The following is a 16,227-nucleotide window of genomic DNA, read 5'->3' as shown; positions in this document are numbered from 1 at the left end:
AGCAGTGAACGGAGCCGAGCGGTGAGCGACCTGTTCGACGAGGGGTCGCGGCAGCCACGCCCGATGCCGCCCGCCCCGCCGACCCGGAGGTCGCGCGCGCTGATCATCACCGGCGCCGTGCTGGTGGTGGGCTTCTTCTCGCTGACCACGATCGCGTCCTTCCTGACCGACCGGCTCTGGTTCGGCGCCATCGGCTACTCGTCGGTGTTCAGCACGCTGTTCTGGACCCGCACCGGGCTCTTCCTCGTCTTCGCCGCGCTGATGGCGCTGGTCGTGGGCGCCAACATGTGGCTGGCCTACCGGTTCCGGCCGCTGTTCCGGCCCAGCTCGCCCGAGCAGACCGGGCTCGACCGCTACCGCGACGCCGTGACCCCGATCCGGACCTGGCTGCTGGTGGGCGTCTCGGTGCTCCTCGGCCTCTTCGCCGGCGGCTCGGCCGCCGGCCAGTGGCGCGAGTACATGCTGTGGCGCAACGGCCAGGAGTTCGGCCAGCAGGACCAGTACTTCGACCGCGACATCGGCTTCTACGTCTTCGACCTGCCGTGGCTGCACTACCTCACCGACTCGGTGATGGCGTTCAGCGTCGTCGCGCTGCTGATGGCCGGCCTCGTCCACTACCTGTACGGCGGCATCCGGCTGCAGACGCAGCACGACCGGCTCTCCGGGGCGGCGCAGGTGCAGCTGTCGGTGCTGCTCGGCGTGTTCGTGCTCGCGAAGGCGGCCGACTACTGGCTCGACCGGTTCGACCTGGTCCACCAGGGCGGGCGGCTGATCACCGGCATCACGTTCACCGACGACAAGGCCGTCATCCCGGCCAAGAACATCCTGATGGGCATCGCGATCATCTGCGCGGTGCTGTTCTTCCTCAACGTGTGGCGCCGCACCTGGATGCTGCCCTCCGTCGGTCTGGCGCTGCTGGTGCTGTCGGCGATCCTGCTGGGCCTGATCTGGCCCGGCATCGTGCAGCAGTTCCAGGTCGACCCGACCGAGGCGGACAAGGAGGCGCCGTACATCGCGGCGAACATCTCGGCGACCCGGGAGGCCTACGAGCTCGACGGCGTCGAGAAACAGCCCTTCGTCAGCTCGGTGAGCCTCGATGACGCCAAGCCGGCCCGCGTGACCTCGGAGACCGAGAAGGTGCCGCTGGTCGACCCCAACCTGGTGCGCCAGCTCTTCGAGCAGCAGCAGCAGGTCCGCGCCTACTACTCCGTGGCCGACGTCCTCGACGTCGACCGCTACACCATCCAGGGCGAGGAGCGGGCGCTCGTGCTCGGCGTCCGCGAGCTCGACCAGTCGGGTCTCAACCAGGGCGACCGCAACTGGACGAACCTCCACACCGTCTACACCCACGGCAACGGCGTCATCGCCGCCTTCGCCAACCAGCGTCCCGAGGACAACGGCTCCGAGCGCAGCCGCACCATCCAGTGGGCCGAGGGCCAGCAGTCCAACCAGGACGTGCTCTACCGGCTCTTCCCCGACGGCTACGAGAGCCGGGTCTACTTCGGCGAGACCAGCCCCGAGTACTCCATCGTCGGCAAGGTCGAGGGCGGTCCCGACGTCGAGCTCGACCTCGGCAACGCCGCCTCCGACCCTGAGGAGGGGCAGACCACGACGTACGACGGCAAGGGCGGCGTCGAGGTCGGCAGCCTCATGCGCCAGCTGCTCTACGCCGTGCGGTTCGGCGACCCGAACTTCATCCTGTCGGAGCGGGTCAACGAGAACAGCAAGGTCCTCTACTACCGCCAGCCGCTGGAGCGGGTCGAGAAGCTCGCGCCCTGGCTGACGCTGGACAAGGACCCGTACCCCGCGGTGGTCGACGGCCGGATCCTGTGGATCGTCGACGGCTACACCACGACGGACCGCTACCCGCTGTCGCAGCGCGAGTCCTTCGAGGAGATGACCAGCGACTCGCTCGACGAGGGCACCGCCTTCGGGGCGCTGCCGACCGACGAGATCAACTACATGCGCAACGCAGTGAAGGTGACCCTCGACGCCTACGACGGCACCGTCAACATCTACGCCTGGGACGAGGAGGACCCGATCCTGCAGGCCTGGCGCGGTGCCTTCCCCGACGTCGTGCAGGACCGTGACGCGATCCCGGACTCGGTGCTCGAGCACCTGCGCTACCCCGAGGACATGTTCAAGGTGCAGCGCTACCAGTTCGCGCGCTACCACGTCACCGACGAGCGCGACTGGTACCAGGGCAACGACCGCTGGGCGGTCCCGGAGGACCCGGAGGCGCCGGGCAACTTCCAGCCGCCGTACCGGCTCTTCATCAACGACGAGGACGGCGAGGGCCAGACCTTCTCGATGACGTCGGTCTACGTGCCGTTCAACAAGAACAACCTCGCGTCGTTCGTGTCGGTCAACGCCGACGCCACGGACGAGGACTACGGCAAGATCCGCGTGCTGCAGCTGCCCAACGAGCAGACGCCGGGCCCGGGCCTCATCAAGAACCAGATGACCACCGACGAGGAGGTCCGCAACGAGCTGCTGGCCTTCCAGTCGGGTGGCTCGCGGCCGGTCTACGGCAACCTGCTGACGCTGCCGGTCGGCGACGGCCTGATGTACGTCCAGCCGGTCTACGCGATCCGGGAGCTCTCCGACGCCAGCTATCCCGAGCTGCAGTTCGTGATCGTGTCGTACGGCGACCGCGTCGGCATCGGCGACACCCTCACCGCCGCGCTCGGTGACGTCCTCGGCGTCGACACCAGCGCACCGCCGAGCCCCGAGCCCCCGCGGCCCGGTGACGGCGGGCCGGACGACGAGGAGCCGACGGGCACGGTCGACGAGCAGATCCGCCGCCTGCTCATCCAGGCGCAGCGGGCGTTCGACGACGCCGAGGCGGCACAGCGCTCCGGCGACACCGTCACCTGGGCCGAGAAGACCGAGGAGGCCCAGCGGCTCATCGAGCGCGCGGTCGCCCTCGCCGAGCAGCAGCAGGAGGAGCAGGAGGCCGAAGGGGAGGAAGCCGCCGGCGCCGGCGGTTGAGGTGTGGGGCGCGTCAGCGCCGAGCCTCGAAACCCCGTGAGCGAAGGCAGGGCCCCGACCCGGATTTGGTGCCCCCAGAGCGATCCCGTAAGGTTGTGTTCACCGACGCGGGGTGGAGCAGCTCGGTAGCTCGCTGGGCTCATAACCCAGAGGTCGCAGGTTCAAATCCTGCCCCCGCTACCAGTCACAGAAGGCCCGGACCATCAGGTCCGGGCCTTCTGTCGTTCCGGCGGCCGTGCGCCGGGGCGGCCCTCCCGTCGGGCAGCGCCTCTCGGACCCCTCCCGTCCCGCGCCGACGCGGCGTAGCGTCGGTCACGACGTCTCGTGCCGGGGCGTCCACCACGGCGACTGCGAGCGAGGGAGGCCTGATGCCGGTGGTCACGGCGGTGCTGGCGGACCTGGTCCACGCCATCCAGGAACAGGACCTCGAGGCGTTCGGCAGGCTCTTCGCCGACGCGGCGGTCATGCACGAGCCGATGCGCCCCGAGCCGGCGCGTGGCCGGACCGCGATCATCGCGGGCGAGAGCGCCCTGCTCGCAGCCTTCGGCGACATCGAGGTCCGCGTCAGGAACGTCGTCTCCACGATCGACCAGGTGCTCGCCGAGGTCGTGATGACCGCCGTGAACGACGGTCCCCTGGATCTTGGCCAGGGCACGGTCGAGGCGACCGGCCGACGGATCGAGGTGCCCATGGTGTGGGCGCTCGACATCGATCCCGGGACTGGTCAGATCGTGGAGGAACGCGACTACTTCGACCCCGGCCTGATCATGAGGCAGCTCGGCCTGTGACTCGGCCACCGCCTGCGTAGGCTCGCGGTCATGGGCCCCTCCGTGCGTCGTGCGCTCCTGTCCTATGCCGTCGCCGCGGTCGTCTTCCTCGCCGTCGACCTGGTGTGGCTGACGGTCGTGGCGGACGACCTGTACGCCGACCAGCTGGGGCCGCTGATGGCCGAGTCGCCGCGCCCTGGGGCGGCGGTGCTGTTCTACGCGCTGTTCGTGGCCGGGCTGGTGCACTTCGTGGTCCTGCCCGCGCTCGCCCGCGACAGCGTGCGTTGGGCGCTCGGGTCAGGGGCCTTCTTCGGCCTGGTCACCTACGCCACCTGGGACCTCACCAGCCTGGCCGTGCTCGAGGGGTTCCCGGCCGCGCTGGTCCCGATCGACCTGACGTGGGGTGCGGTGCTGTCGGCCACGGTGTGCGGGGTGACCACCCTGGTCCTGCGCCGTCTCGGTCACGCCTCGGCGGACGCGGTCACCGGTCGGTGAGCGACGCGGCGTACCCCTCGCGGTAGGTCGGGTACGCCGGCACCCAGCCGGTCGCCCGCAGCCGGACGTTGGAGATCCGCTTGCCGTGCGCCCGCGCCCGGTCAGCCGGAGGCGGCGCGGGGGCGCCCAAGCGGTGCGCGAGGTGGGCCGCGACGTCGCCCATCAGCGCCGGCTCGTCGTCGGTGCCGAGGTAGACGGGCTCGGGGGGGTCCGGGCGGGTGAGCAGGTGCACCACCGCGGCCGCGGCGTCGTCGCGGTGGATGCGGTTGGTCCAGCGGTCCGGGTCGCCCACCTCGCCTGACCTCACCTTGGCCACGAGCCGCCCACCCTCACCGTCGTACAGGCCGGAGCAGCGCAGCACCGTCCCGCCGGGCACCCGCCCAGCGAAGAGCTGCTCCGCCTCGAGCAGCACCCGCGCCGGCCCGTCGGCGGGGGAGGGCGGCAGGTCCTCGTCGACGAGGATGCCGTCCGGCACGTCGCCGTGCACGCCGGTGGAGGAGACCAGTACCGCCCGGTCCGGGCGCTGTCCGGTCGCCTCCACGGCGTCGAGCGCCCGCCGCATACCCTCGACGTACGTCGCCCGGTAGACGTCCTCGGTGCGCGGTCGCGCGGTGAGGGCAACGACGAGGTAGCGCAGGTCGAGCGAGGGAAACTCGGGAGTCTCCCGGGTGAGGTCGACCGACAGGCCCTGCAGGGGTGGGGGCACGAGGTCGGCGCGGCGCCGCAGCGCGAGCACCCGGTGCCCCTGCTCGGCCAGCCGGAGCCCGATCCGGGACCCGAGGTCACCGCAGCCGACAAGGAGCACGTCAGGAGCCACGCGTCGAGCGTAGGCGGACACCCCCACCACAGCGCCGACAGCGCCCCCGGTTTGTGTCCGGCGGGCCTCGTGTGTGACGGTTGAGTCACCGGCGCGGGGTGGAGCAGCTCGGTAGCTCGCTGGGCTCATAACCCAGAGGTCGCAGGTTCAAATCCTGCCCCCGCTACTGATGGAGAGGCCCTCACAGGATCGCCTGTGAGGGCCTCTCCGCATTCCCGCGGACGACGCTGCGAGGATGGGCGCGTGCCCCGTGCTGCTCTCGTCCGTCTGGTCCTCGCCCTGCTCATCCTCGGCGGGTCCGCCGCGCTGGCGCTCACCGCCGAGCCGCGGCTCGGCCTCGACCTGCGGGGCGGCACGCAGATCGTCCTCGAGACGCAGGACTCGCCCACGGTGAAGGCCGACGCCGAGGCCACGGACCGGACGCTGGAGATCCTCCGCGGCCGGGTGGACGCCCTCGGCGTCGCCGAGCCCACGCTCGCCCGCGCGGGGGAGAACCGCATCATCGTCGAGCTCCCCGACCTGCAGGACCCGCGGGAGGCGGCGCGTGTCATCGGCCGCACGGCCCAGCTCAGCTTCCACCCCGTCATCGAGGCGGTGGGGCAGCGGGCCGAGCCGGAGCAGGGCGAACGGATCCTGACGGACGAGGACGGCCAGCGACTGCGGCTGGGACCCGTAGCGGTCCCCGGCGACCTCGTGTCCGGGTCCGACCCCGGCAACGACCCGTCCCGCGGCACGGGCTGGTTCGTCACCGTCGACTTCCGGGGCAGCGAGGGCCGCAGCGCCTGGCGGGACCTCACCGCCGAGGCCGCGTGCGCCCCGCTCGGCGACCCCGCGCGCCGCATCGCCATCGTGCTCGACGACGAGATCATCTCCTCGCCGCAGGTCGTCGCCGACGTCGGCTGCGGCGCCGGCATCTCGGGCGGCTCGACCCAGATCACCGGGGACTTCACCCTCGAGGAGGCGCAGAACCTCGCCATCCTCATCGAGGGCGGCGCCCTGCCGGTCCCCGTGGAGATCATCGAGCAGCGCACCGTCGGCCCCACCCTCGGCGCCGACGCCATCGACGCCTCCGCCCGGGCGGGCGTGATCGGCCTGATCCTGACCGGCCTCTTCATCGCGATCGTCTACCGGCTGATGGGCCTGCTCGCGACGTTCGCCCTGGCGACGTACGCCGTCATCTCCTACGCGGCGCTCACCGCGTTGGGGGCCACGCTGACGCTGCCCGGCCTCGCCGGGTTCGTGCTCGCGATCGGCCTCGCGATCGACGCCAACGTGCTCATCTTCGAGCGCGCCCGCGAGGAGTTCACCGGCTCCGAGCGCACCGGGCTCGTCCGCGCCCTCGGGACCGGCTTCAACAAGGCCTGGTCGGCGATCATCGACTCCAACGTCACCACGCTGCTCGCCGCGGCACTGCTGTTCTTCCTCGCCTCCGGGCCCGTCAAGGGCTTCGGTGTGACCCTGTCGATCGGCGTGCTCGCCTCGATGATCTCGGCGCTGATCGTGGCCCGGGTCCTCACCGAGCAGGCCGCCCGCACCACGTGGCTGCGCCGTCGGCCCGCCATCACCGGCCTGGCCACCGAGGGCCGGGTGCGGCAGTGGCTGCGCCGCTCCAACCCCGACATCCTGGGCCGCAGCCGCCGCTGGCTGGCCGTGTCCGCCGTCGCCCTGGTCGTGGCGATCACCGGCATCGTCGTCAACGGGCTCAACCTCGGGGTGGAGTTCACCGGCGGCCGGCTGATCCAGTACTCCACCAGCCAGCCGATCACCGTGGACCAGGCCCGCGAGGCGGTCTCCGACGCCGGCTTCCCCACTGCCGTCGTGCAGGAGGCGGACCGCGGCCAGATCGCCGTGCGCACCGGCACCATCAGCAACCAGGACGTCGTCACCATCGAGGAGGCGCTCGCCGAGGAGGCAGGGGGAGCCACCAAGGAGCGCGACGAGCTGATCGGCCCCAGCCTCGGCGACGAGCTGCGGCAGAAGGCGCTGATCGCGTTCGGCATCGCCCTGCTGATGCAGATGATCTACCTGGCGATCAGGTTCAAGTGGACGATCGGCGCCTCCGCCGTCCTGGCGATGTTCCACGACGTCGTGCTGGTGGTCGGCATCTTCGCGTGGCTCGGCAAGCCCATCGACGGCGTCTTCCTCGCCGCCGCGCTGACGATCATCGGCCTCTCGGTCAACGACTCCGTCGTGGTCTTCGACCGCATCCGCGAGCAGTGGCGCGCCAGTCGCGAGGAGGACATGACCGCCGTCGCCAACCGGGCCGTCCTCGACACCCTGCCCCGCACCGTCAACACCGGCCTCGGCGCGATGTTCATCCTCGCCGCGCTGGCGGTGCTCGGCGGCGACTCGCTGCGCGACTTCGCGATCGCGCTGCTGCTGGGGCTGGGGATCGGCACCTACTCGTCCGTCTTCACCGCCGCGCCGCTCTCGCTGCTGCTCCACGAGCGCTGGCCGCTGCCGAGGACCGCTCCGGTCAGGCGGCGCACGCAGCGCGACCCCGAGGACTCGGGCGCGGTGATCTGACCCTGGGCTTGCCGCCCGCTGCGGACCGGTGCCCATGGCATCTCTATCCGTTTGACTATAAATGAACAGTCGTTTATGTTTACGGCATGTCCAAGGAACTGCCTCTTCGCAACAGCGTCGCGCTGGTCGCCGGAGCAACGCGCGGCGCCGGGCGAGGTATCGCGGTCGAGCTCGGCGCTGCCGGTGCCACCGTCGTCGTGACCGGGAGGTCGCATCGAGGCCGCCGGTCCGACATGGACCGGCCGGAGACCATCGAGCAGACGGCCGACCTCGTCACCGCAGCCGGCGGACGAGGGCTGGCGCTCGTGACGGACCACGAGGACGACGCGCAGGTCGTGCGTCTGGCCGAGACGGTACGAGCAGAGCTCGGGGGACTCGACGTCCTCGTCAACGACATCTGGGGCGGCGACCGCCTGACGCAGTGGGGCACGCCCTTCTGGGAGCTGGACGGAGGCAAACTGGACCGCCTGTGGCAGCAGGCGGTGCGCACGCACATCGTGACCAGCCGGCACCTGGTGCCCCTCCTGATCGAGCGCCCTGGCCGCGGACTGGTCGTCGAAGTGACCGACGGGACCGGTGAGCACTACCGCGGAAGTCTGGGCTACGACCTGGTCAAGACCGCAACGAGCCGCCTCGCCTACGCCATGGCGCACGAGCTGCGGAGCCACGGCGTCGCCTCGGTCGCCGTGACGCCAGGCTTCCTCAGGTCCGAGGCCATGCTCGACATCTTCGGCGTCACCGAGGCCAACTGGCGCGACGGGGCGTCGCGCGACCCCCACTTCCTCGCCTCGGAGACACCACGCTTCGTGGGCCGCGCCGTGGCGGCCCTGGCCGCCGATCCCGACCTGCTCTCGAAGTCGGGAGCGGTCCTCACCAGCTGGGACCTGAGCGACGAGTACGGGTTCACCGACGTCGACGGTCGGCGTCCCCACTGGGGCCGCCACATCGCGGGCTTCGCCACGAAAGCCTGACCATCACTCACCTCCAGGAGACTTCCATGAGTATCGCCCGACCCCAGGGCATGGGCCCCGGGGACAAGATCGCTGTCGCGGTGCTGTGCGTCGCACAGTTCATGCTGATCGTCGACGTCGTCATCGTGAACGTCGCGTTGCCCACCCTGAGAGCCTCTCTCGGGCTCGCCGACGCGCAGCTCTTCCTGACAGCCGTGGCGTACACCGCCACTTTCGGTGCCCTTCTCATCACCGCCGGCCGGGCTGGTGACGTCTGGGGACGTCGACCAGTGTTCCTCGCCGGAATCGCTGTCTTCACCGCCGCCTCCCTCGTCGCCGGACTGGCTCAGGAGCCGTGGCAGTTCTTCGCCGCCAGGGCCGTGCAGGGAGTCGGTGCTGCCATGGTCAGCCCCAACGCCCTGGCGCTGCTGCTCAGCCGCTTCGAGGACACTGTGACGCGCAACCGGGCGATGGGTGTGTGGGGTGCCGTCGGTGCAGGCGGAGCGATCGCGGGTCAGGTGCTGGGAGGTGTTGTCGTCAGCACACTCGGCTGGCGCTGGGTCTTCCTCCTCAACGTGCCCATCGGGGTCGTCGCCCTGGTGGCTGCGGCGGCCACCCTTCACCGGTCCGTCGGTGAGGCGCGGAGGCTGGACCCGTTCGGTTCCCTGCTGCTCGTCGGGGCCCTCGCCCCGACCGTGCTGGCCCTGGCCTGGCTTCCGGACCGCGGAACGAGCGGATTCGTCATCGGGTGCCTCGGTGTCGCCCTCAGCTGTCTCGCCGTGTTCATGCTCCAGCAGCGCCGGACGACCGATCGCCTCGTGCCGCCCACGCTGCTGGGCGCCGCCGGTGTTCGCCCGGCCAACGCGCTGATCGCGCTGTCGGCCGCCACGGTGACCGCCAGCCTGTTCTTCACCACCCTCTACCTCCAGCTCGTGCTGGGGCACTCGGCGATGATGGTCGGACTGGCCTTCGCTCCCATCACGCTGCTGATCATGGGTCTGGCGCCGCTCAGTGGGAAGCTCGTCAGTCGTCGCGGCGCGCGCGACCCGTTGCTGCTGGGACTGGCCACCGGCGCGCTCGGGATGCTGCTGCTGAGCCGCATGTCCACCGACGGGTCCTACTGGAGCGACGTGCTCCCGGCGCTCCTCCTCGTGGCAGTGGGAAGTGCGCTGACTTACGTACCCACCTACATCGCCGCCACCGCTGGGGTCCGGCCCGAGGACCAGGGCGCGGCCTCCGGTCTGCTGAACACCTCCCAGGAGCTCGGTCCGGCCATCGGGCTGGCCGCCATCGCCTCGACGGCCACGGCGTTCGTCGGAGGCGTGGGGGCGGCCGGCGACCTGGTGGCGGGCTACCGAACCGGCCTACTGGTGTCCGCCGCACTCACCGCCGCCGGCCTGCTGGTGGCCCTACGCGTTCCTCGAGCGCTCGGCCGTGTCCCGGACCGGAGCGAGGAGGGGCGCGATGCGGATGACATCGAGGACAGCGGGCCGGCACTGGTTCCGCAGTGACCGTGCGACTCCATCATCCGACCCATCATCTGACTCCGCCAGCCAGCACGACGATCCCAGAACGAAGGTTGCACCACATGACCACCGCCCCCGAAGCGTCCGCACGGACTGCACAACCTGGCGCCCTCCCGCCGATGCCACCCGAGCTCGCGGCCATCACCTGTCTCCCCGGCGACTCGGACCACGAGCGCCTGCGGAAAGCCTGGAACCTCGCCACAGACCTTCGCCCGCGTGCCGTGGTCGATCCCAGGACCGCCGAGGACGTCTCGCTGGCCGTCCGGTACGCCGGCGAGCACCGGCTCACCGTCGGAGTGATGGCCACCGGACACGGGACGCAGTCCGGTCTCGCGGGGGACCTGCTCGTCAACACGTCTCGACTGCGTGAGGTGTCGGTGAACCCCGAGGGATGGGCGCGGATCGGCGCGGGAGCATCCTGGGCCCGGGTCATCGACGAGGCCGCCCCACACGGGTTGGCACCGCTCACCGGGTCCTCGAGCGGCGTGGGAGCGGTGGGGTTCATCACCGGGGGTGGCGCGGGTCCTCTGGCGCGTACCTACGGTCTGGCGTCCGACCACGTCCGGGCATTCGAGGTCGTGACGGGCGACGGTCGGTTGCGGCGAGTCTCCGCGGTCGAGGGCCAGGACCTCTTCACGGCCCTCCGGGGCGGCAAGGGCGCCGCCGGCATCGTCACGTCCGTCGACATCGACCTCGTCCGGCTCTCCTCCTTCTACGGTGGCGCGCTCTACTTCGACGGCGACGATGCCCCGCGAGTCATCGACGTCTGGCGACGCTGGGCCGACCGGCTGCCGGACGGTGGCAACACCTCATTCGTGCTCCTGCGGCTCCCTCCGCTCGACAGCGTGCCGGACGAGCTCCGCGGAAGGCTGACGCTCGGCGTGCGCTTCCTGTGGGCGGGGGACCCCGCCGAGGGACGCCGTTGGCTCGACGAGCTCCGGGGCGTCGCCCCGGTGATCCTCGACGACGCCGGGCCGAAGCCGTTCGCCGCCGTCGACTCGGTGCACGCCGACCCGGTGGACCCCATGCCGATGATCGACCTCGGTGGATTGCTGCACGAGTTCACGGATGAAGCGGCTGCGAGCCTTCTGGCCCAGGCCGGGCCCGGAGCCGACTGTCCGCAGGTGATGGTCGAGATCCGCCACCTCGGTGGCGCCTACGCCGCCCCGCCCGACGTCCCCGACGCCTTCGACCACCGCGCCGCGCGGTACAGCCTTCTGACGGTCGGGCTGGCACAACCCGGGGTACGGGAGAGCCACGAGCGGCTTCGTCAGGCTCTGGCCCCATGGGACACGGGTGGTGTTTGGCCGAACTTCGGGCCTCCCCACGACCGCGACACGGCGGCCCGGGCGTATCGCCCTGAGACCCTCCGTCGGCTCACGGCGGTGGTCGAACGCCATGATCCCCGCCGCGTGATCGCCGCGGCCCGCTACCTCGTCGAGTGAGTGCACGGCACGCGGTGGCGCCCACGCTCCTGTGGGCGCTGCCGCCCGTCCTCTGCCGCCACCACCCAGATCCTCAGGAGGAACCAGAATGACCGCTACGTCGCTGCTCGCCCAGCATGACAATCCGGCCACGAAGACCGTCACGGCCCTGCGGAGGAGAGGGCACGAGGTGCACCGCGTCGCCACGGTCGGGGCGGGAGCCGACCTCGCCCTCGAGCTCCTCCCTGACCCCGCCGACTTCTTCACGGCCTCCTCGGAGACGGTGCGACTGGCCGGCCTCGAGGATCGGCTGGTCGCCGCTGGACACCGGTCCGTCCGGCAGGCATTCGGGTCCATGGACTACGAGCGTGACCGGCGGCGGATGAAGGAGCTGGCGGGGGCGCCGTCCGTCCTCATCGGCAGTGTCAACGCGGTGACGCACGACGGCGAGGTACTGGTCGCCTCCTCGAGCGGAAGCCAGCTGGCCGGCTACAGCTACGGGGCGGACCGGGTCATCTGGCTGGTGGGCATGCAGAAGCTCGTCCCTGACCTTGCCGACGGCATGCTGAGGATCCGGGAGCACTGCCTGCCCCTGGAGGACGCCCGGGCCCGTGCGGCGTACGGGCAGGGGAGCGCCGTCAACAAGGTCCTCACGGTCTTCGGTGAGCCGACGCCGGGTCGCACGCAGATCATCCTCATCGACGAGCCCGTCGGGTACTGAAGACCAGCCTTCACCGCGTCAGCGAGCCGAGCACGGCGGACAGGGCTGAGGACACGGCGCTCCGCGCAGAACCTCGAGGATCCATGCCCCAGGTCACCAGCGCCCCGCTGTAGACCGTGTGCACGAGTCTGGCGGTCTCGGTCACGGGGAGGTGGAGGTTCGCCGTGCCGCGGTCGACCGCAGCTGCCAGAACTTCGGCAGTCGCCTGCTGGATCGCCGTGGCGTGCCTCCGGCTCACCTCCTGGAAGTCGGGGTCCGAGAGGTCCATGAGGAGGAACGACAGGTGGTTGGCGAAGCTACGCGCGGAGCCGATCGAGGAGGCGAATCCGGCAAGGACCTCGACGAGCGCCGTCAAGGGCTCCTCGGCCTGCGCGGCGGACCGGATCCTGCTCGGCATGGCATCGGCGTCGTGCACCGCCAGCGCCAGCAGCAGGCCGCGCTTGGAGCCGAACCGCTGAACCAGCGTGGCTGGCGACAGCCCGACCTTCTCGCCTACCTGGGCGAGCGTCAGACCGCCCGGGCCCACCTCGCCGACTGCCTGTGCGGCAGCCACGAGGATCTGATCGTCCTCGACGGTCCGCGGCCTGGGCATGCCCGCATGCTACCGATTGGTCATCCGTTACCAAACGGTGGTTCGGGTTCGTGTCTCACTCGGCGGCCGGGCGCAGCGCGTCGCGGTGGGAGGCGACGTCGTCGACCACGGTCGTGATGTGGCGCAGCGAGGTGATGAGGGAGCCGTAGACCGGCCAGTGCCGACTGGGCAGCTCCTCGTGGGAGAGGTCGTGGACGAGCCGGTCGAGCTCGGGCACGAGGTCCTCCACCTCTCCTTCGGGGTCGGCGACGCGCCTGCCGACGCGGCGCAGCAGGTCGGTCCACCGCTCGCGGAACTCCTCGTCCCACGTCGTCGACTGCACGACGGACTCGTCGACGACGCGGGCGATCGCCCGGGCCTGGGCCACGCCCTCCTCGAGCCGGACCAGGAGCTCGGTCTCCCGGTCCACGTCGGCGGTGCGCCACGACCGGTGCCGGCGCAGGTTGGCCCACTGGCTCTCCTGGGTGAAGCTGAGCTGCTCCTGGGCTGCGTCGAGCCGGGCATCGACGCCGCGGGTCTGCTCGATCCATTGCTTCGGGGTCTCCGGCTCCAGGTCCTCGCCGAGGCCGTCGGCCATCTCCTCCAGGAGGCGTCCGAGGTCGACGGTCGCCCGGTCGAGGGCGCGCTCGGCGATCCGGTCGTCGAGCGGCGGGAGCAGGACGACGTTGACGACGACGCCCACGGCGACGCCGATCAGCGTGTCGAGGAACCGGTCCACCAGCAGCACCTCGTCCCGCTGGTAGCCGGAGGTGATGACGAACAGCGCCGTGGTCGCGACCGCGACGCCCTCCGCCTTGATCAACGGGGTCCGGGCGAGCAGCAGGCCGACGAGGACGGCGACCCCGAGGCTCGCCGCGCCGTACCCCATCAGGGAGGTCGCGGCGTACGACAGGACGATGCCGAGCAGCGTCGCCACGACCGACTGGGCGCCCCGCCAGAACGTCCGGTAGACGGTGGCGTGGATGGTGAGGAGGGCCGCCCAGGCCGCGAGGAAGCCCTGCTCGAGGCCGAGGACCCGCGCCGCCAGCAGCCAGGCGACCACGGTCGCGATCGACGCCTTGGCGACCTGGAGCAGGTCGGTCTGCACGTCCGGACGGCTCAGCGAGGCGAGCGTGGGACGCCACCTGTCCGTCACCCCGGACATCACCGACACCTCCAGCCACGGGTACGGGCACGAGCCTAGGGGAGTCGTCGGTACATTCCGGTGCCCCGCCCCTCCTGCCCCAGGAGCCCCACCGTGAGCCGTCCCCTCCGCGCCCTGATGGTCCCCAGCGAGGAGCTCGACGAGGCGCGCCTGCGCGAGATCTGGCGACTGCGCCTGGAGATGCTCACCCTGACCCGTCCCGAGGAGCAGGACTGGGAGGAGTTCCGCAGCGCCGTGGTCGGACCGGACCGCTTCGTGTTCGTCTTCGTCGACCCGCAGGACACGGCGCAGGGCTTCTTCACCATCGCGATGCTGCCGGTCGACCTCGGCCGGCGGCGGATGCTCCTGATGTTCTCGAAGTACTTCTACTTCCGCCGTGCCTACCGTGGCCACCCGAAGACCATCCTGGCGCCGTGGCGGCTGCTGCCGGTCGCCGTACGCCGCTTCGGGGTGCGCAGCCTGCACTTCGTCACCACGGCCTACCCGCAGAGCTACGTCTCCCTGACCCGCACCTCGGGCCGCACCTGGTCGCTGCGCGACGAGGCCGCGCCGGCCTGGGCGCGGGAGGCGCTGGTGGCCTTCGCCGAGACCTTCTACCCGATGTCGTTCGACCCGGAGGGCGGCGTCGTGCGCGGCGGGAACGTCGCCGACAGCGAGTCGCTGCCGCGCTCGGCCGACGCCCGGGCCCTCGTCCGCCGCTACGAGGAGCTCAACCCCGAGTGGCGCGACGGGGTCAGCCTGCCGATCCTCTTCTCCGTCGATCCGCGGCTGGTGCGGACGAGCGCCACGCGATCCGTCCGCCGGCTCGTCCGCCGCGGCTGACGGACGCCGCGGGCTCGCCGGTTGCTCAGTACGGCGGCGCCGCGGTCATCCCGCCGTCGACGACGAGGTTGTGCCCGGTGATCCACCGGGCGGCCCGGGAGGCGAGGAAGAGGACCGCGTCGGCCACGTCGGCAGGGTCGCCCACCCGGACCAGCGGAGCCCGCGCCCGCCAGCGGGCGACGCCGTCGGGCCACTCGTCCTCGAGGCCGGGGCGGGATACGAGGCCGGGGGAGACGGCATTGACCCGGATGCCGTCGGCGCCGAGCTCCTGCGCGCTCGACCGGGTGAGCATCACGACCGCCGCCTTGGCGCTGTTGTAGTGGCTGTGGGCCGGGCCGGGGACCAGGGCGGACAGGGACGCGACGTTCACGATCGAGCCGCCCCCTCGCCGTCGCATCGGCGCGATCGCCGCACGCGTGGTCAGGAAGGTGGAGGTGAGGCTGTCGGACAGCGTGGCGACCCACGCGTCCGGGTCGAGGTCCGCGAGCGCCCGGCTCGGGTAGGTGCCGGCGCAGTTCACGAGCACGCTGAGCCCACCGAGACGGTCGGGGGCCTCGGTCAGCAGCGTGCGGACGGCGTCGGGGTCGGTCAGCTCGGCGGGCGCGGCGACGGCCCGGCCTCCGGCTGCGTCGATCGCGTGGACCACCCGCTCGGCACCGGCGCGGTTGCGCCGGTGGTGCACGACCACCGCGGCGCCGGCCTCGGCCAGTCGACGGGCCACGGCCGCTCCGATGCCCTGCGAGGCGCCGGTGACCACGGCGACCTCGCCGCTGAGGTCCAGCAGTCGGTCCGCGGCCGGCGTGGTCAGGGCGGTCACGGCGGTCAGGGCGGTCGTGGCGGTCATCGGGCCGCGGCGGAGGCGTGGTGGAAGCCGTCGAAGCGTCGGCCCTCCAGGACACAGACCCGGCGCAAGGACCGCCGGTAGAACTTCACGTTGGTGTGGTCGTCGAACGTGACGTACCAGGGCCGGCACCACGGCCCCTGGTCCTGCCGACCCGTGAAGGCCTCCCGGTGCCGGGAGGCGAACTCGTCGAAGCCCGGGCCGACCACGAAACCGACGTGCTCGAGCCCCATCCGGTAGACGCTCTGGTGCGGCGGCGGGATCAGCTCGACCATCGGCACGGTCAGGTCGTCCGCGACCCGGAGCGGCTCGGTGAGCAGGAGCTTCGAGATGGGGCGCCCGTTCCAGACGTTCTCGACGTTCGCGGTGCTGAAGCGCTCCAGGGCCGTGCGGACCGCGACGTACTCGTCAGCCGTCGAGGTCCGGAAGGCGAGGTGGCTCGCGGCCATCCCGGCGACGTCGATGCCCAGGGCCAGCAAGCGGGCACGCTGCTGTGCCACGAGGCCGCTCGGGTCGCCGAGGAGGCGGGCGAGGGGGGTCTCGGTCATGGAACCGACGCTAGGCGCGGGGCGGCCGCTCCTCATCGGGCGAACGCTCCACGTGCCGCTCCA

At 71.4% G+C, this 16,227-nt stretch carries 14 protein-coding genes and 2 tRNA genes; 11 read left to right on the top strand and 5 right to left on the bottom strand.

Annotation, left to right across the window (positions count from 1 at the left end; all coding sequences use genetic code 11):
* Positions 1–21 precede the first annotated feature (21 nt).
* The 4 genes from ACFP2E_RS12760 (at position 22) to ACFP2E_RS12745 (ending at position 4,253) form a co-directional block, all read left to right on the top strand.
* Positions 22–2,991 carry a UPF0182 family protein gene (locus ACFP2E_RS12760; protein WP_378523536.1) on the top strand — a complete coding sequence of 990 codons (2,970 nt, stop codon included), beginning with the start codon at positions 22–24 and terminating at the stop codon, positions 2,989–2,991.
* Positions 2,992–3,097: 106 nt separating this feature from the next.
* Positions 3,098–3,174, top strand: a tRNA-Met gene (locus tag ACFP2E_RS12755).
* A gap of 185 nt (positions 3,175–3,359) precedes the next feature.
* A complete protein-coding gene (locus ACFP2E_RS12750; protein WP_378523535.1) occupies positions 3,360–3,779 on the top strand; it encodes a nuclear transport factor 2 family protein in 420 nt (139 codons plus the stop codon).
* Positions 3,780–3,809: 30 nt separating this feature from the next.
* The gene (locus ACFP2E_RS12745; protein ID WP_378523534.1) at positions 3,810–4,253 is read left to right on the top strand and encodes a DUF2177 family protein; all 444 of its coding nucleotides are present in this window, start codon (positions 3,810–3,812) and stop codon (positions 4,251–4,253) included.
* On the opposite strand, the gene ACFP2E_RS12740 is transcribed toward ACFP2E_RS12745, so the two are convergent.
* Positions 4,240–5,070, bottom strand: coding sequence for a hypothetical protein (locus ACFP2E_RS12740; protein ID WP_378523532.1), 831 nt, complete (start codon positions 5,068–5,070; stop codon positions 4,240–4,242). The two genes, ACFP2E_RS12745 and ACFP2E_RS12740, sit on opposite strands and share 14 nt — an antisense overlap.
* A 92-nt stretch (positions 5,071–5,162) precedes the next feature.
* Between ACFP2E_RS12740 and ACFP2E_RS12735 the strand changes: the two genes are divergently transcribed.
* The 6 genes from ACFP2E_RS12735 (at position 5,163) to ACFP2E_RS12710 (ending at position 12,217) form a co-directional block, all read left to right on the top strand.
* Positions 5,163–5,236: transfer RNA gene (locus ACFP2E_RS12735), tRNA-Met, on the top strand.
* Between the two features lie 77 nt (positions 5,237–5,313).
* Entirely contained in the window at positions 5,314–7,596 is a 2,283-nt protein-coding gene (gene secD / locus ACFP2E_RS12730) for a protein translocase subunit SecD (RefSeq protein WP_378523531.1), read from the top strand.
* A gap of 86 nt (positions 7,597–7,682) precedes the next feature.
* A complete protein-coding gene (locus ACFP2E_RS12725) occupies positions 7,683–8,567 on the top strand; it encodes an SDR family oxidoreductase (protein WP_378523530.1) in 885 nt (294 codons plus the stop codon).
* Between the two features lie 26 nt (positions 8,568–8,593).
* On the top strand, positions 8,594–10,057 hold the full coding sequence (locus ACFP2E_RS12720) for an MFS transporter (protein ID WP_378523529.1): 1,464 nt from the start codon (positions 8,594–8,596) through the stop codon (positions 10,055–10,057).
* A gap of 236 nt (positions 10,058–10,293) precedes the next feature.
* Positions 10,294–11,517 carry an FAD-binding oxidoreductase gene (locus ACFP2E_RS12715; protein ID WP_378523528.1) on the top strand — a complete coding sequence of 408 codons (1,224 nt, stop codon included), beginning with the start codon at positions 10,294–10,296 and terminating at the stop codon, positions 11,515–11,517.
* A gap of 88 nt (positions 11,518–11,605) precedes the next feature.
* Positions 11,606–12,217: an LUD domain-containing protein gene (locus ACFP2E_RS12710; RefSeq protein ID WP_378523527.1), complete on the top strand. Its 612-nt coding sequence runs from the start codon at positions 11,606–11,608 to the stop codon at positions 12,215–12,217.
* Between the two features lie 10 nt (positions 12,218–12,227).
* Here the strand turns inward: ACFP2E_RS12710 and ACFP2E_RS12705 are convergent, their stop codons facing one another.
* Positions 12,228–12,809, bottom strand: a complete 582-nt coding sequence (locus tag ACFP2E_RS12705) for a TetR/AcrR family transcriptional regulator (RefSeq protein WP_378523526.1) — start codon at positions 12,807–12,809, stop codon at positions 12,228–12,230.
* A gap of 55 nt (positions 12,810–12,864) precedes the next feature.
* Positions 12,865–13,953, bottom strand: coding sequence for an aromatic acid exporter family protein (locus ACFP2E_RS12700; RefSeq protein ID WP_378523525.1), 1,089 nt, complete (start codon positions 13,951–13,953; stop codon positions 12,865–12,867).
* Positions 13,954–14,046: 93 nt separating this feature from the next.
* Between ACFP2E_RS12700 and ACFP2E_RS12695 the strand changes: the two genes are divergently transcribed.
* A complete protein-coding gene (locus tag ACFP2E_RS12695) occupies positions 14,047–14,775 on the top strand; it encodes a hypothetical protein (RefSeq protein WP_378523523.1) in 729 nt (242 codons plus the stop codon).
* A 25-nt stretch (positions 14,776–14,800) separates the two neighbouring features.
* On the opposite strand, the gene ACFP2E_RS12690 is transcribed toward ACFP2E_RS12695, so the two are convergent.
* Both ACFP2E_RS12690 and ACFP2E_RS12685 read right to left on the bottom strand, forming a co-directional pair.
* Positions 14,801–15,619, bottom strand: a complete 819-nt coding sequence (locus tag ACFP2E_RS12690; protein ID WP_378523522.1) for an SDR family NAD(P)-dependent oxidoreductase — start codon at positions 15,617–15,619, stop codon at positions 14,801–14,803.
* On the bottom strand, positions 15,616–16,164 hold the full coding sequence (locus ACFP2E_RS12685; protein WP_378523521.1) for a VOC family protein: 549 nt from the start codon (positions 16,162–16,164) through the stop codon (positions 15,616–15,618). Before ACFP2E_RS12685 ends, ACFP2E_RS12690 begins: the two co-directional genes overlap by 4 nt.
* Between the last annotated feature and the right edge of the window lie 63 nt (positions 16,165–16,227).

Source organism: Nocardioides sp. GCM10027114, assembly GCF_042659625.1.
In the GTDB taxonomy this organism is placed as follows: domain Bacteria; phylum Actinomycetota; class Actinomycetes; order Propionibacteriales; family Nocardioidaceae; genus Nocardioides.
This window is presented reverse-complemented; position numbering and strand designations above follow the sequence as displayed.